Origin of the sequence: Mesorhizobium sp. M4B.F.Ca.ET.017.02.2.1, from assembly GCF_003998955.1 — a bacterium.
Taxonomy (GTDB): Bacteria; Pseudomonadota; Alphaproteobacteria; order Rhizobiales; family Rhizobiaceae; genus Mesorhizobium; species Mesorhizobium abyssinicae.
In genome coordinates, this window is sequence record NZ_RZOF01000061.1 from 1 (window position 1) to 23,045 (window position 23,045).

Genomic DNA, 23,045 nt, shown 5'->3' on the forward strand with positions numbered 1-23,045 from the left:
GTTCTACCTGAACGGCTCGCTGGAAGGCGCCGAGCTGGAAGCCGTCGAGGAATGGCTGGCGAACGATCCGGCCGCACTTGCCGCGCTCGGCGAGGCCGAGGCCGAATTCTCCGGCACCGCCGCCGCCAACGAGGCGATCCGCCCGCCGGCCGATGCGCTGAGCCGCTTCGCCCGCGCCCTCGAAGCCGAGGCCGGTCCGGCGCGTGCGCCGGCCAGCCCGTCATGGCTCACGCAGGCCCTCAATCGCTTCATGGCGGTGCCCGCCACCGTCGCCTGGGCGGCTGCGGCGGCCCTGCTGGCGCTGGTGGTGGTGCAATCCTTCGGTGAGCCCGGCGGCAAGGGCAACGATTTCGAGATCGCCGGCGCCGAGGACGAGCTGGCGAAGCTGCCGTTCGCGCTGGTCAAGTTCAAGCCGGAGGCGAAGATGGCTGATATCGCCGCCTTCCTCGATCGGAACAGGCTGAAAATCGCCGGCGGGCCGACCGCCGACGGCGTCTTCCGCATCGCCATCCCGGCCGAGACCGGAGACGATTACAAGAAGCTGCTCGGCCTTATTGCCGCCCAGCCTTTCGCCGATGCTGTGATCGAGGGAAGGAAACCGGCCAGTGGCGGCTAAACCGGTCATCGCGTTTGGGTTCCTGCTGGCGGCGATGACAATCGCCGCCATGCCCGTTTTTGCCCAGAGCGAGGACCAGCCGCCGGCCAAGACCGGGTGTCCCGACGGGACAAACGCCGCCGGCGCCGACTGCGCCAAGGATGATGGCGGCGGTACGCCTGGTGCCGGCCCTGCAGGCGCCGTCTTTCTGCCTGCCCTGATCGTCGACCTGTTCCCCAATCCTCCCGGCGGCGCGACGCCGGTGCCGACGCCCGATCCGCGTCGCGATCCGGCCAGCTCGCTGCCGCCGCCGGCCCAGCCCGCGCCGCCCGTGCAAGCGCCGGCGCTTGGCGGTCCGATCATTTCGCCGACCGACCTCATCGCCACCGAGCCGCAGCGCGCCATCGTCGGCGATTTCGTGCCGGACGAGGTGCTGGTGACGGTCGACGGCGATGCCGCCACCGTGCAGCAGATCGCCGCTTCCTTCGGGCTCGAAGTGCGCTCCGAGCGGCAGTCGCGCCTGCTCGGCACCACGCTGGCGCGCTTCGGCATTCCCGACGGCCGCCCGGTCGGCGTCGTGCTGGCGCAACTGGCCGCCGACGGCCGCACCAGGCGCCGCGAGCCCAACCATGTCTATTCGCTGCAGCAGGCGGCCGGCATCGTCAACTATGCCTTCGACCGCATCGCGCTCGATGCTGACCAGGCGAGCGGCGAGAATGTCCGCGTCGCCGTCATCGACACCGGCATCGACGACACCAACCCGGCGCTGTCGGGCGTCATCGCCGACCAGTTCGACGCCATGCCCGCCGTGGCGGTCGAAAAGCGCGACCACGGCACCTCGATCGATGGCCTGATCGCCGGCGTCGGCGCGCTCAAGGGCATGGCGCCTGGCGCGAAGATCTACCATGCCCGCGCCTTCGAGGGCGGCAAGTCGACCATGGACGTCATCCTGTCGGCGCTCGACTGGGCGGCAGAGCAGGATGTGCGCATCATCAATATGAGCTTCGTCGGCCCGAAGAACGACCTGCTCGGCATTGCCTGCCGCAATGCCCGCGCGCTGGGCATCGTCCTGGTCGCCGCCGCCGGCAACAACGGCCCGAAGGCTCCCTATGGCTACCCGGCCGCCTTCGACGGCGTCATCGCGGTGACCGCCACCGACGCCAAGGACGGGCTGATGCCGCAGGCCAATCGCGGCGCCTATGTCTTCATCTCCGCTCCCGGCGTCGAGGTGGTGGCGCCGAGCGGCGCCGGCTCGGACGTGGTGACCGGCACCTCCTTCGCCGCCGCGATCGTCAGCGGCGCCATCGCCAATTTGATCCACGCCGCGCCGGACCGCTCGGCCGACGACATCGAGAAGGCGCTCGCCGCCACCGCCAAGGATCTCGGCCCGAAAGGGCGAGACAATGATTTCGGCTATGGGCTGCTGGATACCAAGGCGGCCGAGACGGCGAAGGAATAGTCCGTCGCCAGTATGCGAATGTGAATCGAAATTCCTGAAGGTTCGATAAATGAGAAGCTCTCAAATGGAGATATACTTCTGGTCATCGGTTTTATATTACATCGTGTTCGGAGTCGCATCTATAGCTATTATTATTTCGACCGACGCACTTGGTATTTCATGGACCCTCATCGCAGTAGTTGGATACATTACTCTAATTTATACTCTCAACATATGGCGACGGAGGAGGCATCCGAGAAGCGTCTATCAGATTAAGTTGGCGCAACGGCGATCGGACGACTAGTTGCGGCCGTCCGCGGTAGGTTCAACTCTATTGCTCTGGGCCTTCTACCCCGGCGCCCCGGACACAGAACCCCGCACCACCAGATCCACCGGCCAGACCTCGCCGCGGTGTCCGGAGTGCTTGGAGAATCTCGATGTCGTGGAAACTGGATGAAACCGCGCAAACGTCTGCGGGCGCGGTGGCGGCGGGTCGGGCTGGCAACGGGCCATCGCTCGTGCTTGCCCATGGCTGGCCGTGGTCCTCGTTCTCATGGCACCGGATCATTCCGGCCCTGGCGCGGCGATACCATGTCCATTGGTACGACATGCCCGGATACGGGCGATCCGACAAAGCCGCGGACCAGCGCACCTCGCTCGATGTGCAAGGCAAGGTCTTTGCAGAGATGCTTGCCCATTGGCGCCTCCAGCGGCCCATGGTTGTTGCCCACGACATGGGAGGCGCGACGACGTTGCGGGCGCATCTGCTGCACGGCTGTGATTTCGACCGCTACGTTTTGATGAATGTCGTCGCCATGCGCCCCTGGGGATCGGAGTTCTTCGACCATGTCGGCCGTCACGTGGATGCCTTCCTGGGCTTGCCGGCGCACATCCATGAAGCCGTCGTGGCGGCTTACGTCAAGGGAGCGATCGTCAATGAGATCGATCCTGGAGATTTCGACAAGCTTGTGGAGCCGTGGCTGTCCGAGGAGGGAAGGGTGAGCTTCTGTCGGCAATTCGCGCAAGCCGATGAAAGATACACCGCCGAGGTCGAGCCGATGTTCAAAGATATACGCTGTCCGGTAGAGATCATCTGGGGCGAGGACGATCCATGGATTCCGCTGGAGCGAGGCAAAGCGCTTCACGCACTCATCCAGCAGGCATCGTTCGAAACACTGCCCGGCGTCGGCCATCTTCCTCAGCTCGAAGCGCCGGATCTGGTGCTGGGGCGGCTGAACAGGTTCTTGTCACGCGAACCCGAAGGCTGATCCGCATGGTTGAGTTTGATCCTACGTAGGCGCCCCGGCCACCGACCCCCGCACCACCAGATCGACCGGCCAGACCTCGCCGCGGGCGCCCTCTTCCAGTCCCGATATGCGCGCAGCCAGGCGTTCGGCGACGCGGGCGCCGGCGAGGCGGATCGACGAGCGCGTCGTCGACAGCGGCACCGGGAAATTCTCCGGCTTCAGCCAGGGAAAGACGTCGTCATGCGCGATCAGGGAGAGGTCGCCCGGAATGGTCAGGCCAAGGTCGCGCACCGCGCGCACCACGCCGAGCGACATGATCAGGCTGGAGCAGGCGATCGCCGTCGGCGGCTCGCTCTGCTCGAGCAGGCGCCTGGCGGCGCGGTAGCCGTTCTCCTCGGTCATGGTGAGCGAACAGATATGGCGCTCGCCAAGCACGAGGCCAGTCGTGGCGAGTGCGCGGCGCATGCCGCGCTCGCGATGGATGGCGAAAGTCTCGCGGTCGTCGCCGTTGATCAGCGCCAGCCGCCTGTGGCCGAGCTGGATCAGCAGCCGCGCCGCCTCGTGGAAGGCGCCCTCGTTATCGATGTCGAGGAAGGCATAGTCGAAGTCGAAGCCCTCGCTGCGGCCATGGACGATGAAGGGAATGCCGAGCGTGTTGAGCAGCGCCACCCGCCGGTCAGCCGGCCGCGGCGAGGAGATGTAGACCGCGTCGACCTGCCGGTTGGCGACGATGCGCCGGTAGGTGGTCTCCTGGTCGTCGGCGTCCGCCGGCGACAGCACCAGGTCGAGCTCGTGCGAGCGGGCATAGTCGCCGAGGCCGGACAGGAACTCGACGAAGTGCGGATCGATGTCGACGGCGGCGCCGGTCGGCAGCACATAGCCGATCATCCCGGTCTTGCCGGTCGCCAGCCGGCGCGCGCTCGGGTTGGGGCGGTAGCCATGGCGCTTGGCCGCGTCCATCACCCGCCGCCGCGTTTCCTCGTTGACCTCGGGGTAGCCGTTCAGCGCCCGGCTCACCGTGGTCTGCGAAAGCGCCAGCATGTGAGCGAGCTGTTTAAGGTTCACCGGAGGCCTCCAAGCCTCAAAGCGCTTTTAATTTGAGTCAAAACGACAACCAACGCTGGTGACGTCGAACGGGTCGACCATAAGCATCGTTCAGATGGGTTTGAAGCAAAATTTGCTGCTGCAGCGCCAAAAAAACGTGCTGCAGCGCACTTTCTACGCACCTATTTGCAGAAATTAAATCGATTAGCCTTCTGCCCCTCTTGACTCCCGCTCGATTCAATGGCGAGATCAAAACGACCAAAGCGCTTTGGAAGACTCTTCGAAAGGTTGCGGTTCCTTTCTGACTGAGTCACAGTCCTGCGGCGTCGGCGGACGGAATGGAGGTTCCGTCCGATTGTTTGTGACCACTGGGAGGAATACCGATGAAGAAGATGCTTCTGCTGGGCGCCGCGTTCGCTACGCTCGCCTTGAGCCTGCCGGCGCAAGCCGAACTGAAGTTCAAGCCGGGCGAGGACCCGCGCTTCAACTGGCAGAACTACGAGGATCTCAAGAAGGTCGACCTCAAGGGCGAGACGCTGACCATCTTCGGGCCATGGCGCGGCGAGGACGAAGGCCTTGTGCGCACCGTTCTCGAATACTTCCAGGAAGCGACCGGCGTCGAGATCAAGTACTCCTCGTCGGAGAATTACGAACAGCAAATCGTCATCGACACCCAGGCCGGCAGCCCGCCCAACATCGCCGTGCTGCCGCAGCCGGGCCTGATTCAGGACCTGGCTTCCAAGGGCCTTTTGACGCCGCTTGGCGACGACACCGCCAAATGGGTCAAGGACAATTACGGCGCCGGCCAGTCCTGGGTCGACCTCGGCACCTTCAAGGACAAGGACGGCAAGCCGGGCTTCTTCGCCTTCCCGTACAAGGCGGATGTGAAGTCGCTGGTCTGGTACTCGCCGGATAATTTCGAGGAAGCCGGCTACAAGGTCCCGAAGACGCAGGAAGAATTGGCCGAGCTCGAAAAGAAGATCATCGCCGACGGCGGCAAGCCGTGGTGCATCGGTCTCGGCTCCGGCGGCGCCACCGGCTGGCCGGCGACCGACTGGGTCGAGGACATCATGCTGCGCACGCAGACCCCCGATGTCTACGACAAGTGGGTGAAGAACGAGATCCCGTTCAACGATCCGGCCGTGGTCAACGCCATCGACATCTTCGGCAAGATCGCGACCGACGACAAGATGGTCGACGGCGGCGCCAAGGCGGTTGCCGCGACCGACTTCCGCGACAGCCCGAAGGGCCTCTTCGCAGTGCCGCCGAAGTGCTACCTGCACCATCAGGCCTCGTTCATCCCGACCTTCTTCCCGGAGGGCACGAAGCTCGGCCAGGATGCCGACTTCTTCTACTTCCCGCCCTATGCCTCGAAGCCCGACCTTGGCACCCCGGTGCTCGGCGCCGGCACGCTGGCCATGATCACCAAGGATTCGAAAGCGGCCCGCGCCTTCATCGAATTCCTGAAGATGCCGCTGGCGCATGAGATCTGGATGGCCCAGGGCGGTTTCGTGACGCCATTCAAGGCGGTCAACAAGGACGCCTATGCCAGCGACGCGCTGAAGAAGCAGGGCGAGATCCTCGCCAACGCCTCGACCTTCCGCTTCGACGGTTCCGACCTGATGCCGGGCAAGATCGGCGCCGGCTCCTTCTGGACCGGCATGATCGACCTCGTCGGCGGCAAGTCCGCCCAGGATGTCGCCACCGACATCCAGAAGAGCTGGGACGCAATCAAGTAGGCGATCGTTCCCGCGGCCGGAAGCTCTTGCTTCCTCCTCCCAAGCGGATCCGGGCCTTTCGCGCCCGGATCCGGCTGGCCCATCACAGCATCTCATCCCGGTAGGGCCGGGATGGACCAGGTTCCAGTCGTGAAAGCCCAGTCGTGAAAGCGTAGACATTCCGGCATGCGGCGCGGCCGGCGGAAGCGGACAGTCCGCTTTCATGTCCCGTTCGCGCTCCAACAACGAGAACAGCGCACGAACTGATCGCCAGGGTCGTTTCAGGCCTGGCCGATCCTGCGCAGGGGAGAGGGACCCATGGCGGCTCAGATTTTCTCGGCCATATTCGTCATCATCGTCGGCGTCGGCGGCTGCGTCGCCTATTTCTGGGGTGCCAACAAGGCGCTCGACACCATCTTCCCCTCGCGCGGCGTCAGCGGCTCAGCCGCCGTCGACAATCTGCGCCGGCAGGGCCTGATCCGTCCCTGGCTGTTCGTCGGCCCGGCCATGATCATCCTCACCATCTATCTGATCTATCCGGTGGTCGAGACGCTGAGGCTGTCCTTCCTCGACCGCGGCGGGGCGAGCTTCGTCGGCTTCGCCAACTACGAATGGGCGTTCGGCGACCGCGAGTTCCGCAACTCGATCCTCAACAACATCGTCTGGCTGGCGGTGGTGCCGGCGGCCTGCACGTTCCTCGGCCTGATCATAGCCGTGCTCACCGACAAGATCTGGTGGGGCACCATCGCCAAGAGCCTGATCTTCCTGCCGCTGGCGATTTCCTTCGTCGGCGCCAGCGTGATCTGGAAATTCATCTACGAATATCGCGGCGAGGGCCAGGTCCAGATCGGCCTGCTCAACGCCATCATCCAGTATTTCGGCGGCCAGCCGCAGGTCTGGATATCGCTGCCGTTCTGGAACAATTTCTTCCTGATGGTCATCCTGATCTGGATCCAGACCGGCTTTGCCATGGTGATCCTGTCGTCGGCGCTGCGCGGCATTCCCGAGGAGACGATCGAGGCCGCGGTGATCGACGGCGCCAACCCGTTCCAGATCTTCTGGAAGATCATGGTGCCGCAGATCTGGGGCACCATCGCCGTGGTCTGGACCACCATCACCATCCTGGTGCTGAAGGTCTTCGACATCGTGCTGACCATGACCAACGGCCAGTGGAACAGCCAGGTGTTGGCCAATCTGATGTTCGACTGGATGTTCCGCGGCGGCGGCGATTTCGGTCGCGGCGCAACGATCGCCATCATCATCATGATCGCGGTCATCCCGATCATGGTCTGGAACATCCGCCAGGCCAACAAAGAGACGGGAGGACACTGAAATGGCCGCCTCGACCGGAAAGTCCTTCGCCAGCCGTTTCGGCGTCCACATCGCGGTGCTGATCTTCGTCGCCATCTGGACCGTCCCGACGCTCGGCATCCTGGTCTCCTCGCTGCGCGACAAGGACCAGATCATCGCCTCCGGCTGGTGGAACTCGTTCGCCAGCTCCAGCCAGACCGGAGCCGGCCGGCTGCCAGCCGCTTCGGCGCAGGTCGAGAAGGATGGCAAGTTCGTCATCGCGGGCAACATTTTCGGCGACGGCGCCAAGCGTGATATCAGCGCCTTCGGCGTCAAGTCGGCGGCGCCCACGCAATACCCGGCCGGCTCGACCGCCGATCTCGGCGACGGCGTGACCCTGCAGGTCAATGCCGACGGCAGCTTCGTGCTTGCCTCGCCCAAGGCTTTCGAGGGCGACCGCGGCCAGCGCGTCTACTTTGCCTCGTCGGCGCCGCCGAAATTCACCACCGACAACTACAAGACGGTGCTGTTTTCGGAGGGCATCGGCCGCTCCTTCATGAACTCGCTGACCGTCACCATCCCGGCGACCGTGATCCCGATCCTGATCGCCGCCTTTGCCGCCTACGCGCTGGCCTGGATGCGCTTTCCCGGCCGGGCCCTGCTGATCGCGGTGATCATCGGCCTGCTCGTCGTGCCGCTGCAGATGTCGCTGATCCCGTTGCTCAAGCTCTACAACGGCGTCGGTTCGTTCTTCGGCGTGCCGTCGAAGACCTATCTCGGTATCTGGCTTGCGCATACCGGCTTCGGTCTGCCCTTCGCCATCTATCTGCTGAGGAGCTACATTGCCGGGCTGCCGCGCGAGATCATGGAATCGGCGCGCATCGACGGCGCCAGCGATTTCGAGATCTTTGTCAAGATCGTGCTGCCGCTGTCCTTCCCGGTGCTCGCCTCCTTCGCCATCTTCCAATTCCTGTGGGTATGGAACGATCTGTTGGTGGCGATGGTTTTCCTCGGTACAGAGGCCGACCAGATCGTGCTGACCGCCAAGCTGAACGCGCTGCTCGGCTCGCGCGGCGGCGACTGGGAGATCCTCACGACATCGGCGTTCGTGACCATCATCGTGCCGCTGATCGTGTTCTTCTCGCTGCAGCGCTATTTCGTACGCGGGCTGCTTGCCGGCTCGGTGAAAGGAGGTTGAGATAATGCAATCGGCTTTGAAGGCGACGTCGAGGCCCGACCCCGCCGTCGATCGCGACTGGTGGCGGGGCGCGGTGATCTACCAGATCTATCCACGCTCCTATCAGGACTCCAACGATGACGGCATAGGCGACCTCAAGGGCATTGTCCGCAGGCTGCCCTACATCGCCTCGCTCGGCGTCGACGCCATCTGGATCTCGCCCTTCTTCAAGTCGCCGATGAAGGACTTCGGCTACGATGTATCGGACTATTGCGACGTCGACCCGATGTTCGGCACGCTCGCCGATTTCGATGCGCTGGTGGCGGAAGCGCATCGGCTTGGCCTCAAGGTGATGATCGACGAGGTGCTGTCGCATACCGCCGACATCCATCCCTGGTTCAAGGAAAGCCGTTCGAGTCGCAGCAATCCGAAGGCCGACTGGTATGTGTGGGCCGACGCCCGGCCGGACGGCACGCCTCCCAACAACTGGCTGTCGATCTTCGGCGGCTCGGCCTGGCAATGGGACACCAGCCGCCAGCAATACTACCTGCACAATTTCCTCGCCGAGCAGCCCGACCTCAACTTCCACAACGCGGAGGTCCAGGACGCGCTGCTCGACGTCACCCGTTTCTGGCTGGAGCGCGGTGTCGACGGCTTCCGCCTCGACACGATCAATTTCTATTTCCACAGCCAGGGGCTGGAGAACAATCCGCCGCTGCCGCCCGAGGAGCGCAACGACCAGACGGCTCCGGCCGTCAACCCCTACAACTACCAGGACCATATCTACGACAAGAGCCGGCCGGAGAACCTCGGCTTCCTCGAACGCTTCCGCGCCCTGCTCGACGAATATCCGGCGCAGGCAGCGGTCGGCGAAGTCGGCGATTCGCAGCGCGGCCTGGAAGTGGTGGCCGCCTACACCGCCGGCGGCAAGCGCGTCCACATGTGCTATTCCTTCGACTTCCTGGCGCCCGAGAAGATCAGCGCCGCCAAGGTGCGCACGGTGCTGGAAGCCTTCGGCAAGGTCGCCAGCGACGGCTGGTCGTGCTGGGCCTTCTCCAATCACGACGTGATGCGGCCGGCCTCGCGCTGGGCCGCCAGCGAGGCCGATCCGACCGCCTATCTCAAGGTGATCTCGGCGCTGCTGATGTCGCTGCGCGGCTCGGTCTGCCTCTATCAGGGCGAGGAGCTCGGCCTCGGCGAGGCGGATCTCAGCTTCGAGGACCTGCAGGACCCCTACGGCATCCGCTTCTGGCCCGAATTCAAGGGGCGCGACGGCTGCCGCACGCCGATGGTGTGGGATGCCGCCGCCAAGAATGGCGGCTTCTCGGCGGCCAAGCCGTGGCTGCCGGTGCCCGGCAAGCATCTTTTGCAGGCGGTGAACGTGCAACAGGGCGATGCAAGCTCGCTGCTCGAGCACTACCGGCGCTTCCTCGCCTTCCGCCGCCAGCATCCGGCGCTGGCCAAGGGCGACATCGACTTCATCGAAAGCGCGGGCGACACCGTCGCCTTCACCCGCCGCGAGGGCAATGAGCGTGTCGCCTGCGTCTTCAACCTGGGCAGCAAGCCGGCCGAGGTCGATCTCGGCGGCGGCTCGCTGCAGCCCTTGCCCGGGCACGGCTTTTCGGGCCAAGCTGGCGCCGGCTCCATCCGCCTTGGCGGCTACGGCGCCTGGTTCGGGCGCATCGACTGAGTTTTTGAAACGGACGTCACTGGGAGGACAATCATGGCCGATGTCACGCTGAGGCAAGTCAAGAAGTCGTACGGCAATCTCAACATCCTGCACGGCATCGACCTCGACATTAAGTCGGGCGAGTTCATCGTCTTCGTCGGCCCGTCCGGCTGCGGCAAGTCGACCTTGCTGAGGTCCATCGCCGGGCTGGAGGAGATCACCTCGGGCGAACTCAAGATCGCCGGCGACGTCGTGAACGACGTGCCGCCGTCGAAGCGCGGCATCGCCATGGTGTTCCAGTCCTACGCGCTCTATCCGCACATGACCGTCTACGACAACATGGCCTTCTCGATGAAGATCGGCAAGGAAAGCAAGGCCGAGATCGACAAGCGGGTGCGGCAGGCGGCCGAGATCCTGCAATTGACCAAATATCTCGACCGGCTGCCCAAGGCGATGTCGGGCGGCCAGCGCCAGCGCGTCGCCATCGGCCGCGCCATCGTGCGCAACCCGAAGGTGTTCCTGTTCGACGAGCCGCTGTCCAACCTCGACGCGGCACTTCGCGTCGCCACCCGCATCGAGATCGCCAAGCTCAAGGAATCGATGCCGAACACGACGATGATCTATGTCACCCACGACCAGGTCGAGGCGATGACGCTGGCCGATCGCATCGTGGTGCTGAAGGAAGGCCGCATCGAGCAGGTCGGCACGCCGATGGAGCTCTACAAGCGGCCCGGCAATCTGTTCGTTGCCCAGTTCATCGGCTCGCCGGCCATGAACATCCTGCCGGCCAAGATCGAAAAGGCCGGCGACCCGACCGTCATCAGCCATGTCGGCGGCCGCAAGGCGACGGTGCCGATCGCCACACCCGCCGCGGCGAATGGTGCGGCGGTGAGTTTCGGCGTGCGGCCGGAAGACCTGGCGATCGCCACCGGCACCGAGTATCTGTTCGAGGGAACGGTGGATTATGTCGAGCAGCTCGGCGAGGTCCAGCTCGTCTATGTCGACATCGGCCGCGCCGACCTGCCGCTGGTGACGAAACTGCCGGGCAATGTCGAGGTCAAGCGCGGCGCTGTGCTGCGGCTCAACGCCGATCCCGGCGACCTGCACATCTTCGATGCCGACGGCCACTCCTTCACGCTGCATATGGCGGAAGCCAAGGCGGCCTGACCTTCACGTGAGACAAAAAAGAGCGGCGGGCTGTGCCCGCCGCTCTTGGCATTATGGCCCGATCCATATCCCGATCCGGGATGGACCGGCTGTTAGCGGCCAAACAGGTTGCGGTCGCTGCCCTGAGGCGCGGACTTCTCTACGTCGCCCGACGAGTTCAGCAGCTTGTAGACCGGCGAGCTGGTGTCGCGCGTCGACGACGTCTGCGTGGTGTCGACGTTGGCGGCCGGCCGCTGACTGTTGATGTCGGTCCCGCCGACATTGTCGTTGCGGGCATAGGCGCTACCGGCGGCGATCAAAAGTGCGGCGGCAGTAAGAGCAATCTTCTTCATTTTGGGTACTCCTGGATTTGCGTCGGAGCGGCGGGCCAGCCGCCGCGTCCGGCTTCCGTTTGGCCACGACCCGAACCGGAGGTCCGGGATCGCGGTCCGGTCGGTTTAGTTGTTGCCGAAGAGGTTACGGTCGCTGCCCTGGTTGGCGGGCTGCTCGGCGGCCGGTTCCGACTTCTTGATCGATGCCGTGTACGAGCTGTCGACGGCAGCAGCGGGCTGATTGGCACCGTTGGAACCGTAATTGTCGCTGCCACCAGCAAAGGCGCTGCCGGAAATGGCCAGAAGGGCGGCGGCAGTAAGAGCAATCTTTTTCATTTTTGGTACTCCAGTATATTTTTTCCGTCCGTCTAGCGGCGTGTCTTGGGAGGAAATCGCGTCGTTCGGACAGCCCCGATGTGGGAGAGCCATCGGCCGCTTTCCAATCACGAAGTTTTTCCGTCTGGCCTATGAATCTGCACCTTGAAATTGTACCAAGGCCATCTACACGCAATGAATTACGAAGCAATATCAAGTGGTTGTTTGAATCGCCCATCGGGCCAAGTGACGATTCCGAAGATCTGCGTTCACACCGTCCTGCACGCATTGTCAACAGAAACGAACCGTTCGGTTCGATTTTAGGATCTCCTAATAGTCACTTTTCTATACTGTTAACCAATTCAGAACCGCCCAGGGAACACGGTTTTCTCCGCCTCGATTCGCATGCCGGCAGCGTGTGACATCGGTCGCCTTGCAGGGCCAATATCAAGCATCATGGGTCGTGTCGCGCCGCATGGATGCGATGTCGTTTTCATGCCGATGGCGCGGCGGCTGTCGTGATTAAGATCAGATTATCTCAGGTGCTGCCCCGTGACGACGGGACGGAGAATTGGGAAGCCGGTCAGAACCCGGCGCTGCCCCCGCAACGGTGGTGGAGTTCAAAGTCGCGACGGGAGACCACTGGGCCATCGGCCTGGGAAGGTGCCGCGACCGCCCGTCAGGGCACTCCAGAGCCCGGAAACCAGCCAGGGATACTTGAACTCGGCTGATCGCGGTGGGCGGTCAAGAGGCGGATGGTGCGTGCCCGGCCATGCCGGCGGCGGTCGTTCTTCTCAATCACCACCAGTTCAGTCCTTGAAGCGGTGCGACAAACGCGAGGACAGGACATGGATGCGCGCAACGACATGCTGAGGCTGCTGCACGGCCGCAGGCCGGGCTTTTCGCTGGAACAGCCCTTCTATACCGACCCGGACTATTTCAAGCTCGACATGGAGCTGATCTGGTACCGCGACTGGCTGTTCATCGGCCACGATTGCGAATTGCCGAAGCCGGGCAGCTACATCACCGCGCAGGTCGGCGACTATCCGGTGGTTCTGGTTCGCGACCAGCAAGGCAGGGTCAATGCCTTCCATAACTCCTGCCGCCATCGCGGCAGCCGCGTCTGCAACGCCGAGAAGGGCACCGCGGCGAAGCTCGTCTGCCCCTATCATCAATGGACCTACGAGCTCGACGGCAGGCTGCTGTTCGCCCGCCAGATGGCGGATGGTTTCGACAAGAGCCAGTTCGGCCTGAAGCCGGTCGCCTGCGAGAGCGTCGGCGGCTACATCTTCATCTGCCTGGCGAAAGAGCCAGCCGATTTCGCGCCGATGCGCGCCATGATCGAACCCTATCTCCTGCCGCATCGATTGACTGAGGCGAAGGTCGCTTTCGAATCGACCATCGTCGAGAAGGGCAACTGGAAGCTGGTCTGGGAAAACAACCGCGAGTGCTATCACTGCGCCGGCAACCATCCCGAACTCTGCAAGACCTTCCCCGAGGCGCCGACCGTGACCGGCGTGCATGGTGCCGAAAGCGATCCCGAGATGCAGGCGCATTGGGCGAAATGCGAGGCGGCGGGCCTGCCGAGCAAGTTCCGCATCGACCCGGCGGGACAGTATCGCGCCACCCGCGCGCCGCTCTTGCGCGACGCCGTCAGCTACACGATGAGCGGCAAGCGCGCGGTGAGGAAGAACCTTTCCACGAGCGTCTCGGCGGACCGCATCGGCACGTTGATGCACTATCACTATCCGACCACCTGGAACCATATCCTGATCGACCATGCCGTCACCTTCCGGGTGCTGCCGATCAGCGCCACCGAAACCGCGGTGACGACGAAATGGCTGGTCCACAAGGATGCGGTGGAAGGCGTCGATTACGATCTTGCCGAACTCACCCATGTCTGGACCGAGACCAACGACCAGGATCGCCGCATCGTCGAGGAAAACGCTTTCGGCATCCTCTCGCCGGCCTATGAGCCCGGCCCCTATTCGGAGCAGCATGAGGGCGGCGTCATCCAGTTCGTCGAATGGTACGCCTCCTTCATGGGCCCGCGCCTTGCCGAAGGCGGCCGGCCGGCGCTGCGCAGCGTTGCCTAGCACATGGCGCCCAAAAGTGTTGAGCGGTTTTGGGATCACGACATGTGCAGAATGAAAAGGACCAAGGGATGAACGCGATGACGGATCTCGCCCTCTATCGCCATCTCGACGAGATGGCGCCCTGGAACGACCGGCTGCAGGTGCTGGAGGTGATCGGCGTCAGCGACGAGGCGCCGGACGTCAAGACCTTCACCTTCCGCTCCGACAACCAGACCTGGTTCCGCTACAAGCCCGGCCAGTTCGTGACGCTGGAACTGCCGACCGCCGACGGACCGCTGATGCGCACCTACACGCTGTCCTCATCGCCCTCGCGGCCGTTCTCGATCGCGGTGACGGTGAAGGCGCAGGCCGGCAGCATCGGCACGCGCTGGATGTTCGACAATCTCAAGCCCGGCGCCCATGTGAAGGCCTATGGCCCGGCCGGCGATTTCTCGCTGCACAGCCATCCGGCGGCCAAGTACCTGTTCATCTCGGCCGGCTCCGGCGTAACACCGATGATGTCGATGCTGCGCTGGCTGAACGACTGCGCGCCCTGGACCGATGTCGGCTTCGTCAACTGCGCGCGCAGGGCGGACGAGATCATCTTCCGCAAGGAGCTTGAATTGCTGGGCAGCCGCATGCCCGGCCTGTCGCTCGGCTTCATGATCGAGGAACGCTCCAGCCGCGAGGGCTGGTTCGGTCATATGGGCCGCATCGACGCCATTCGCCTGCCGCTGCTCGCTCCCGACTTCCGCGAGCGCGAGATATTCTGCTGCGGCCCCGACCCGTTCATGCGCGCGGTGCGGCAGATGTTGGAGGCGGCGGGCTTCGACATGGCCAAGTATCACCAGGAAAGCTTTGCCGCGCCGGCGGTGGAGGAAGTGCCGGCGCCGTTCGCGCTGCCGGGCGACGGCGGCGTCGAGACCCCCGTCGAGGCCGCGACGCCGGTGCGCTTCTCGCTTTCCGACGTCGACGCCGAATGCCTTGCCGGACAGACCGTGCTGCAGACGGCGCGCGCCTCTGGCGTCAGGATCCCGGCCGCCTGCGAGTTCGGCCTCTGCGGCACCTGCAAGGTCAGGAAGGTCTCTGGCGAGGTCGCGATGAGCCACAATGGCGGCATTCTCGATCACGAGATCGACGACGGCTTCATCCTTGCCTGCTGCTCGAGGCCGCTGACGCGGCTGGAAATCGAGGCCTGATTCCGCCGCGTCGACCCCAAAAATGGCAAGCGGCCTGCCGTGTCCGTCGTCTTGCCAAGCCAGAACCGAGTGTTTACAGGCCTTCCTCGGGGAGAGCGGCCGCCGCAAAGGCGGTTGCTTGCGCGAGTTATGAAGTGGGGCAGAGCAATGCCGCAAGCCAATGTCTACGCAGTCGCGAGCAAGGATATCGTTTTCGAATCCTTCGACGGCGAAGCTGTCGTGCTTGATCTGGCGAGCGGGAAATATTTCGGCTTCTCCGATTCGGGCAGCCGGGTCTGGCAGGCGCTGTCTTCGGGCGTCGGTGCGCAGGCGCTGGCCGGATCGATAGCCGGCGCAGCGGCTATCGGCGCGACCGGGCTTGACGCCTTCATTGCGCAATTGGTCGAGCTCGGACTGCTGGTGCCTTCCGATGGCACGGCGCAGCCGCTGCCGGACGAACTGGCTGCCGAACTTGCGGCGGCAAACGAGCCGCTCAATGTGAGCGTCCACGACGATCTCGCCGACCTCATCATCGTCGACCCGATCCACGAGGTCGAGGAGCCTCTCGGCTGGCCGGCGGTCAAGCAGGCATCCTGAGAGATCGGCAGCACGTCGGCCGAGCCGGGATAGACCATGCCGCGTGTGACCCTTGAGACACTGCCGGACTACGCCCGCTATCTCATCGCGGCCGCCGAAGACGCGGCGCTCTTTCCGGTCACGCGCAAAGTCCGCCTGCCCGCCCTTGAACTGACCGTGCATCTCGAGCCCGGCGCGCTGGCCGAAGCGCTTGGCCATGCCTTTGTCGAGGCCGGGGACGATCAACCGGGATTGCCCGCTTGCCGCATTTTCGTAGGCCATCCCGGCATTGGCGGCATGCCCGAGCCGGCACGATGGGGGGACGCGCATTTCACCGAACACGGTTTCGCGCAGCGTCTCGCCGGCGCCGGTTTGCGCGGCCACTACTTTCACGATCTCGATTTCTGGAAGGTCTACGATCCGCAGCGGCGCGTCGGCGTGCAGTTGATGCGAGCGGCGGATGCCTTTCCGCCGTGGGAGACGGGTTCGCCGCTGCGCGCCTTCCTGCACTGGGAATACGGCGCGCGCGGTATGCGGCTCGCCCATGCCGGCACGCTCGGTGCCGACGGCAGCGGCGTGCTGCTCGCCGGCGCGGGCGGCGCCGGAAAATCAGGCACGGTCGTAGCCGGGCTGCTCAACGGGCTCGACAGTGTCGGCGACGACTATGTGCTGGTCGATCTTTCGAGCAGTGTGACTGCCCGGCCGCTATTTTCGGTGCTCAAGCAGGACCCGAAGGGATTTGCCCGGCTCGGACTGAAAGACCGACTGGGCAGCGACAGGCCGCTCAACTGGCAAGGCAAGCATGTTTTCCACATAGGGGATATCGCCTCCAGGCCGATCCCCGGCACGCTGGACATCGTTGCGCTGATGGTGCCACATATCGGCGCTGGTGGGGCAAGCTCGATCATGCCGATGTCGCGCAGGGACGCCATGATTGCGCTGGCGCCGTCGGGGATCGCGCAGATGCCGGGCGAGCGGGAAAGCGGCTTTCGCTTCTTCAGCGATCTTACGCGACTGCTGCCGTGCTACCGTCTGTCCCTGGGCACGGATCCCGGCGAGATCGCCGGCACCGTTGCGGATTTCCTAGCGCGGGGCGCTTCGTGAAACTGAGCGTGATCATGCCGGTCTACAACCGCGAGCGCTATGTCGTCCCGGCATTGCGTTCGCTGCTCAGGCAACGCGACGCCGCCGATCTCGACATCATCGTCATCGACGACGGCTCGACCGACGGTTCAGCCGACGCCGTGCGCTCGATGATTGGCGGGAGCCCCTGCATCCGCCTGTTCCAGCAACAGAACGCGGGCGTGACCCGAGCCCGCAACACCGGGCTCAGGCTGCTCAAGCCGGACACCGAGCTGGTCTCTTTCCTCGATTCCGACGACATCTCGCCGGCCGGGCGGTTCGAGGCCGATGTCGAGCTGTTCCGGAAAGATCCCGGCCTTGAGCTCAGCTATTCGAGAATGATGCTGGTCGACAACATCGATGACGAGCGGCTGGAGCCGGCCGCGGACAGCTACCGCATCACCGTCCGCGGCATCCACCTGTCCTCGGCGATCTTCTCGCGCCGCCTGGTCGAGCGCATTGGCTGGTTCGACGAGGAGTTCGCCCAGGCCGAAGACACGGACTATCTGCTTCGCGGCTTCGAGATTGGCCCCCGTTATGTGCTCCCGGAAACGGTGGCGCTCTATTACCGCCGGCATCCCGGCAACATGACCAAGCAGGAAGATGTCCAGTCGCGCGAGTTCCTGCGCGCCATCTACAAATCGATGAAGCGGCGCAGGGCCAACCCGTCGCTGCGGCCGATCGAGGGCATCTTCGAACTCGACAAGCTGACCGACTGGCGGTTCATGTGATGAGCGGATATGGCGTCGTCATTCCGGCCTTCAATGCCAGCACCACAATAGCCGAGACGCTGCGATCGGTGGCGGCGCAGACCGTTCGGGCGGAACTGGTCGTGATCGTCGACGACGGGTCGACCGATGACCTCGCTTCCGCGATCGTCGGCGCCGATCTTCCGGTCAAGCTGTTGCGGCAGGACAATGCCGGGCCAGGCAGCGCAACCACCCGAGGCATCGCGGCGCTGTCGACGCCGTTTGTCGCCACGCTCGACGCCGACGATCTGTGGCTGCCGACCAAGATCGAGGCGCAGCTCGCCTATCTCGAACGGTCTCCGCAAACTGCGGGCGTCTTCACCCATCAGCGCAATTTCCGTCATGACCAGCCCGATCTGCCCGACCCGACCGCGACGCCTGGCTGGTCGCGCACGACGATGGTGATCCGTCGTTCGGTCGCAGACGCCGTCGGGCCGATCGTCGACCCGCCGGGCGGCCGCGGCGAGATGATCGACTGGATCGCCCGGGTGCGCGAAGCGGGCTTCGCCCTCGACATGCTGGATGAGGTGCTGGCGCTCAGGCGTATCAGGCCGGGCAGCCTGTCCTATGGGCGCGATGCCGCGCGCGATCGCGGCTATCTGGAAGTTGTACGAGCGGCGATGCTGCGCCGGGCGCAAAGCAAGCAGGGCTCCGGCTGATGGCCAGGATCCGCGCTGTCGGTCGCCGCTTTCCCGACTATGGCTGGTCCTGGCCCACCGGAGGGCTCGACCGGCTGCTCAAGGCGGCTCTGCTTCACGACGAGAACGCCGCCCGCGATCGCGCCGCAGGCTGGCTTGACGACAACGACATCGACCACGTCTCCTTCAGGGAGCATCGGCTGCTCGCGGCGATCTCCGACCGGTTCGGCCGCAGGCTCGCCGGCCACGCCGCCTATCCGCGGCTCGTCGGCCTGCAGAAGATGCTGTGGACCAAGTCGCGCATGGCGATGCGCGAGGCCGAGCCAGTGCTGAAGGCGATGGCCGATGCCGGTTGCGCGGTCATGCTGATCAAGGGCGCCAGCCGCATCGCCGTCAACGTCTCGGCGCAGCGTGGCCGCGTGGCGCACGACATCGACATACTGGTGCGCCCGCAGGACATGGAAATTGCCTTCGACGTGCTGCGCGGCCGCGACTGGCAGATCGCCACTGGCGTCAGCCCGCAATATCTCAGGACCAGGCTTGCATCGCTGCGCTCGATGAATTTCTACAAGGGCAATTACGGCGACATCGACCTGCACCAGCTCGCCTATGACGGCTCGCAGCAGAGCGCCGAGGACGACCTCGCGATCTGGCGGCGGGCGGTCCCGGCCGAGTTCAGCGGCGTCGCCGTGCTGGTGCCGTCGCCCGCCGACCGCATCGCGCTCGCCATCGCGCATGGCGGCCTCGACGCCCACACCCACAGCGACTGGCTGGTCGACTGCGCGGTGGCCATCGAGGGCGCCGACGTCGACTGGGACGTGTTCCTCGACATTGCCGCCAGGCGCGGTCTGGCGGTCGCCGCCGCGGTGGCGCTGTCCTATCTCGCGCTGGAGATCGGCATTGCGGTGCCGGACGAAGTGCTGGCACGGGTGATGGAGATGGCCGACCGCCGCGGTATGTCGCGCTGGTCGTCCGTCCTGCAGGCCAAGCCGCGCACCGACTTCGGCGGGCTGACCTGGCTGTCGCGCGGATTTGCCAAGCAGCTTCGGCTGCAGCGCAAGAAGGGAAGATTGCGGCAGGCAGAGCCCGACGTCGTCTGGCGCGGCAAAGCCACGACAGCAGGAAAAACCGCCGAGGCCGCTCCCTTCGTGCTTTCGCAGGGCATAGCCGGTCCGCCGGGCGCCGCGCGGGAAATGATGCTGGACGTCGTCGTGCGGATTGCCGTGCCGCCGGTGCGGCGGCGTATCGAAATGGAGATCAATGCGGCCGACCGTCACGTCGCGCGGTTGCGCTCGATGGCGATCAGCCGCGCCGGTGGCGAACGGACCTTGCGCTTTCGCGGCAAGGTGAAGCTCGACCAGACGGTGCAGGGTCTGGTCCTCGAGGCGCGACCGTCGCGACAGTTCCGCGTCTGGGACAACGAGCAGGCCGTCGCCACCTATGGCGCGCTGCCGTTCCAGCTCATTTCGGCAAAATTCTCCCCCGCCGACTGAGGCACCGGGCTCTCACACCCCGTAGCGCTCGGTGCGGATGAGGTCGGCCGGCATGTCGGCATCGATCAGCGCCTGGGCGGCGGCCGAGACGAAGGCATTCGAACCGCAGACGAAGGCGAGCGTCGGCGCCTTGGGCAGCCGCTCCATGGCCTGCACCATCATCGCCGCGTCGACGCGCCGGGAATAGTCCGACGGCCGCTGGGCCGGCTCGCGCGTCAGCGTCAGCACAAGGTCGAAACCGTCGCGCCGGTCGTCGAGGCGGATCAGCTCGTCGCGGAAGATCACCTCGTCCCAGACCCGCGCCGAAAACACGAGCGCCGCCGGCGCGGCCGATTTCTGCAGGGCGCGGTGGCGCACCATCGCCATCAGCGGCACCACGCCGGAGCCGCCGCCGACCAAAAGGATCGGCCCGCCATCGCTGGCCGACCAGATGAAATGGCCGCCGAGCGGCCCGCGCAATTCGATCTCGTCGCCCACCGCCGCCACCTCGTGGAAGAAGGGCGACACCTCGCCATCCTCGAGCCTCTCGATCGCCAGCTCGATCGTCCCGCCGCTCTCCGGCGCCGAGGCGATGGAGTAGGAGCGGCGCGCCTGATAGCCGTCCGGCGCCGTCAGCCTGACGTCGACATGCTGTCCGGCCTGGTGGACGAAAGGCCGAGACAGCTTGAAGAAGAAGCTCGTGACACGCGGCGTGCGTTTCTCGATGCGAATGATCTTCGCCGTCTGCCAGGGCGATTGCGCGGCCGATGCCTCGCTCATGGATCGCCCGAATAGCGCTGCTCGCGCCACGGGTCGCCATAGATATGGTAGCCGCGCAATTCCCAGAAGCCCGGCTCGTCGCGCTCGGTGAACTGCAGCCCGTTCAGCCATTTCGCCGACTTCCAGAAATAGAGATGCGGCACCAGGAGCCGCGCCGGTCCGCCATGGTCCGGCGTGATCGGCTTGCCCTCGTAGAGCAGCGCCACCATCGCCTTGCCGTCGAGCAGATCCTTGGCCGGCACATTGGTGGTGTAGCCGTCGAACGACAGCGCCAGCGTGTAGGCGGTCGGCGGCGCGATGCCGGCATCGGCGAGGATGTCGTCGACCAGCACGCCTTGCCAGGCGGTGTCGAACTTGGTCCAGGCGGTCACGCAATGGATGTCCCGCGTCATCCTGGTCAGCGGCAGCGCGTTGAACTCGGTCCAGTTCCATTTCTTGATCGGGCGAGGGCCGTGCTAGAGGGTGAACGACCAGTCCTCGGTGCGCACATGCGGCGTCGGCCCGGCCGACAGCACCGGGAAGCCCTGCTGGAGATACTGGCCCGGCGGGATGCGCGCGTCATGGTCCGTGGGGGGACGCCGTCCGGAACCGAAACCACGGGTGACCATCAGCACATCCCTTTGCGCCGGCCGCCTGCCGGCCCAGCGCAATGTTCTCGAAGATGTCGCGGCGGGCAACAGAAAAATGCCGGCGGCAGGCCTTGTGGCTGGCCTGTCGCCGACGCCAGGGCTCAGCCGGCGGCGAAGGGCACGGCGACGAAGATCTGCGCGTCGCCGCGGTCGACGAGCAGCAGCACCGACTTGCGGCCGGACTTGCCGGCCTCTGCGATCGCCTGGTTCGCCTGCCTGGCGCTCTTCACCGGCGTCCGGTCGACGGCGACGATGACATCGCCCGGCTCGAGGCCGGCGGCCGAAGCCGCCTTGTCCGGATTGACGCGCTCGACCAAAGCGCCGCGCTGATTGTCGGCCAGGTTCAACTCCTCACGGACATCGGGCGTGATATCGGTAAGGCCAAGGCCGAGAGACGGCACGCGCAGGCCTTCGCCGGCCGACGGCTTGCCGCCCTCGCCATTGGCTGCGGTCTTGGTGTCTTCCGCATTGCGGCCGACATCGGCGGAAATCTGCACGGTCTTGCCGTTGCGCCAGACATCGAGCGTTTCCTTGGCGCCGGGCGAGACGTCGGCGACGGCACGTGACAGGTCCTTCGGATCCTTTATCGCCTCGCCGGCAAAGCCGGTGATGACGTCGCCGGTGGCAATGCCGGCCTTGGCCGCGGGCGACCCTTCGGTGACCGCGGCGACGAGCGCGCCGCCCGGATGGTCGAGGCCCATGGCGCTCGCCACGTCCTGCGTCACCGGCTGGATCTGCACGCCGAGATAGCCGTACTCGATGTCGCCGCCCTTCATCAGCTTGGCGACCACCTTCTGCGCCTGGTCGGACGGAATGGCGAAGCCGACGCCGACGCTGCCGCCATTGGGCGAAAAGATGGCGGTGTTGATGCCGACGACATTGCCGCCGACATCGACCAGCGGGCCGCCGGAATTGCCGTGGTTGATCGGCGCATCGATCTGGATGAAATCGTCGAACGGACCGCTGTTGAGGTCGCGGCCGCGCGCCGAGACGATGCCGGCGGTGACCGTGGTGCCGATGCCGAACGGGTTGCCGAAGGCGAGGATCTGGTCACCCGGCATGAGCTTGTCGGAATCGCCCCATTTGACCGTCGGCAGCGGCTTGGCGGCCTTGACCTTGAGCACGGCGAGGTCGTTCTTGGCGTCGCGGCCGACCAGCTTGGCGGGAAGCTCGGTGCCGTCATCCAGTATCACCTTGATCGACGTGGCGCCGTCGATGACATGGTTGTTGGTGACGATGGTGCCGTCGGCGCCGATGATGAAGCCCGACCCCAGCGCCTCGGCGCGCTGTGACTGCTGCGGCGGCGTCTTGGGCATCGGCACGCCCTGGTCGCCGAAGAACTGGCGGAAATAGTCGTCGAAGGGCGAGCCGCCGTCGAAGGGCTGGTCCTCGCTCATCGTCTCCGGCTGCGCTTTCATGACGGTGGTGACGGTTACCACCGCCGGCTTGTCGGCGGCCACGATCGGCGCGAACGAGCCGTTGGGCGCCGTGATTCCGGCAACCGGGGTCTGGGTCGTGGCGACGGTGTTGCTCGCACCGATGCCGCTCGCGCTTTGGGCGAAGGACACGACGAAGGGGGAGATGATCAGCGCAGCGCCCAGCAGGGCCGCGACGCGATGTCTACGAATTATGCTCTGGGGTGACATGGTCGTTTCTGTCCGGGCGAGAGTTGATCCCATCGCCGCGAGCGGCTCGAGCGAGGCGCCTCGTCGGCGTGTCGGCGACCGGCACTGCCTGTCTCGCCATGCATGGCAGCCGGCCGGATCGACCGCCTCCATCTAGGGCGTGGATCGGCCCGAATTAGGGTTTTGGCGCGACCTTACGAAGATTTAATATCAGGGAGACCTCACGCAGC

At 65.0% G+C, this 23,045-nt stretch carries 20 protein-coding genes, 1 pseudogene and 1 riboswitch; of the genes and pseudogenes, 15 read left to right on the forward strand and 6 right to left on the reverse strand.

Annotated elements, in window-relative coordinates:
• The 3 genes from EN738_RS10500 to EN738_RS10515 all read left to right on the forward strand — a co-directional run.
• Positions 1-616 (forward strand): anti-sigma factor (locus EN738_RS10500; RefSeq protein WP_127283617.1); only part of this gene is annotated, 616 nt, incomplete at its 5' end.
• Positions 606-2,054 carry a S8 family serine peptidase gene (locus EN738_RS10505; protein ID WP_127283618.1) on the forward strand — a complete coding sequence of 483 codons (1,449 nt, stop codon included), beginning with the start codon at positions 606-608 and terminating at the stop codon, positions 2,052-2,054. The genes EN738_RS10500 and EN738_RS10505, both read left to right, overlap by 11 nt.
• A 416-nt stretch (positions 2,055-2,470) precedes the next feature.
• Positions 2,471-3,301 carry an alpha/beta hydrolase gene (locus EN738_RS10515; protein ID WP_127283620.1) on the forward strand — a complete coding sequence of 277 codons (831 nt, stop codon included), beginning with the start codon at positions 2,471-2,473 and terminating at the stop codon, positions 3,299-3,301.
• A 21-nt stretch (positions 3,302-3,322) separates the two neighbouring features.
• Here EN738_RS10515 and EN738_RS10520 read toward each other — a convergent pair whose 3' ends face one another.
• Complete coding sequence (locus EN738_RS10520; RefSeq protein ID WP_127283621.1) at positions 3,323-4,345, reverse strand: substrate-binding domain-containing protein; 1,023 nt, start codon at positions 4,343-4,345, stop codon at positions 3,323-3,325.
• A 362-nt stretch (positions 4,346-4,707) separates the two neighbouring features.
• Here EN738_RS10520 and EN738_RS10525 point away from each other — a divergent pair, with 362 nt between their 5' ends.
• The 5 genes from EN738_RS10525 (at position 4,708) to ugpC (ending at position 11,345) form a co-directional block, all read left to right on the forward strand.
• Entirely contained in the window at positions 4,708-6,063 is a 1,356-nt protein-coding gene (locus EN738_RS10525) for an ABC transporter substrate-binding protein (RefSeq protein ID WP_127283622.1), read from the forward strand.
• A gap of 297 nt (positions 6,064-6,360) precedes the next feature.
• On the forward strand, positions 6,361-7,374 hold the full coding sequence (locus EN738_RS10530) for a sugar ABC transporter permease (protein ID WP_127283623.1): 1,014 nt from the start codon (positions 6,361-6,363) through the stop codon (positions 7,372-7,374).
• Position 7,375: 1 nt separating this feature from the next.
• The gene (locus tag EN738_RS10535) at positions 7,376-8,530 is read left to right on the forward strand and encodes a carbohydrate ABC transporter permease (RefSeq protein WP_127283624.1); all 1,155 of its coding nucleotides are present in this window, start codon (positions 7,376-7,378) and stop codon (positions 8,528-8,530) included.
• A gap of 4 nt (positions 8,531-8,534) precedes the next feature.
• On the forward strand, positions 8,535-10,199 hold the full coding sequence (locus EN738_RS10540; RefSeq protein WP_127283625.1) for an alpha-glucosidase: 1,665 nt from the start codon (positions 8,535-8,537) through the stop codon (positions 10,197-10,199).
• A gap of 33 nt (positions 10,200-10,232) precedes the next feature.
• Positions 10,233-11,345 (forward strand): sn-glycerol-3-phosphate ABC transporter ATP-binding protein UgpC, encoded by a 1,113-nt coding sequence (gene ugpC, locus EN738_RS10545; RefSeq protein WP_127283626.1) that lies wholly within the window; start codon positions 10,233-10,235, stop codon positions 11,343-11,345.
• A 92-nt stretch (positions 11,346-11,437) separates the two neighbouring features.
• On the opposite strand, the gene EN738_RS10550 is transcribed toward ugpC, so the two are convergent.
• Both EN738_RS10550 and EN738_RS10555 read right to left on the reverse strand, forming a co-directional pair.
• Complete coding sequence (locus tag EN738_RS10550; protein WP_127283627.1) at positions 11,438-11,677, reverse strand: DUF680 domain-containing protein; 240 nt, start codon at positions 11,675-11,677, stop codon at positions 11,438-11,440.
• 105 nt (positions 11,678-11,782) lie between these two features.
• Positions 11,783-11,992 carry a DUF680 domain-containing protein gene (locus tag EN738_RS10555; RefSeq protein WP_127283628.1) on the reverse strand — a complete coding sequence of 70 codons (210 nt, stop codon included), beginning with the start codon at positions 11,990-11,992 and terminating at the stop codon, positions 11,783-11,785.
• 502 nt (positions 11,993-12,494) lie between these two features.
• A riboswitch (cobalamin riboswitch) is annotated at positions 12,495-12,698 on the forward strand.
• A 121-nt stretch (positions 12,699-12,819) separates the two neighbouring features.
• Between EN738_RS10555 and EN738_RS10560 the strand changes: the two genes are divergently transcribed.
• The 7 genes from EN738_RS10560 (at position 12,820) to EN738_RS10590 (ending at position 19,802) form a co-directional block, all read left to right on the forward strand.
• Positions 12,820-14,067, forward strand: a complete 1,248-nt coding sequence (locus EN738_RS10560; protein WP_127283629.1) for an aromatic ring-hydroxylating dioxygenase subunit alpha — start codon at positions 12,820-12,822, stop codon at positions 14,065-14,067.
• 77 nt (positions 14,068-14,144) lie between these two features.
• Positions 14,145-15,245 carry a hybrid-cluster NAD(P)-dependent oxidoreductase gene (locus EN738_RS10565; RefSeq protein ID WP_127283637.1) on the forward strand — a complete coding sequence of 367 codons (1,101 nt, stop codon included), beginning with the start codon at positions 14,145-14,147 and terminating at the stop codon, positions 15,243-15,245.
• Positions 15,246-15,392: 147 nt separating this feature from the next.
• The gene (locus tag EN738_RS10570) at positions 15,393-15,821 is read left to right on the forward strand and encodes a PqqD family peptide modification chaperone (RefSeq protein ID WP_127283630.1); all 429 of its coding nucleotides are present in this window, start codon (positions 15,393-15,395) and stop codon (positions 15,819-15,821) included.
• A 36-nt stretch (positions 15,822-15,857) separates the two neighbouring features.
• Positions 15,858-16,904: a serine kinase gene (locus tag EN738_RS10575; RefSeq protein ID WP_127283631.1), complete on the forward strand. Its 1,047-nt coding sequence runs from the start codon at positions 15,858-15,860 to the stop codon at positions 16,902-16,904.
• Positions 16,901-17,653 carry a glycosyltransferase family A protein gene (locus EN738_RS10580; protein ID WP_127283632.1) on the forward strand — a complete coding sequence of 251 codons (753 nt, stop codon included), beginning with the start codon at positions 16,901-16,903 and terminating at the stop codon, positions 17,651-17,653. The genes EN738_RS10575 and EN738_RS10580 overlap by 4 nt, the downstream gene beginning before the upstream one ends.
• Entirely contained in the window at positions 17,653-18,330 is a 678-nt protein-coding gene (locus tag EN738_RS10585; RefSeq protein ID WP_127283633.1) for a glycosyltransferase family A protein, read from the forward strand. Before EN738_RS10580 ends, EN738_RS10585 begins: the two co-directional genes overlap by 1 nt.
• Complete coding sequence (locus EN738_RS10590) at positions 18,330-19,802, forward strand: nucleotidyltransferase family protein (RefSeq protein WP_189605796.1); 1,473 nt, start codon at positions 18,330-18,332, stop codon at positions 19,800-19,802. The genes EN738_RS10585 and EN738_RS10590 overlap by 1 nt, the downstream gene beginning before the upstream one ends.
• A 12-nt stretch (positions 19,803-19,814) precedes the next feature.
• Here the strand turns inward: EN738_RS10590 and EN738_RS10595 are convergent, their stop codons facing one another.
• From EN738_RS10595 to EN738_RS10605, 3 genes and pseudogenes are all read right to left on the reverse strand, one after another.
• Complete coding sequence (locus EN738_RS10595) at positions 19,815-20,561, reverse strand: ferredoxin reductase (protein WP_127283635.1); 747 nt, start codon at positions 20,559-20,561, stop codon at positions 19,815-19,817.
• A pseudogene (locus EN738_RS10600) lies at positions 20,558-21,169 on the reverse strand (sulfite oxidase-like oxidoreductase). Before EN738_RS10600 ends, EN738_RS10595 begins: the two are co-directional and overlap by 4 nt.
• A 122-nt stretch (positions 21,170-21,291) precedes the next feature.
• Positions 21,292-22,836, reverse strand: a complete 1,545-nt coding sequence (locus EN738_RS10605) for a DegQ family serine endoprotease (RefSeq protein ID WP_127283636.1) — start codon at positions 22,834-22,836, stop codon at positions 21,292-21,294.
• Positions 22,837-23,045 lie beyond the last annotated feature (209 nt).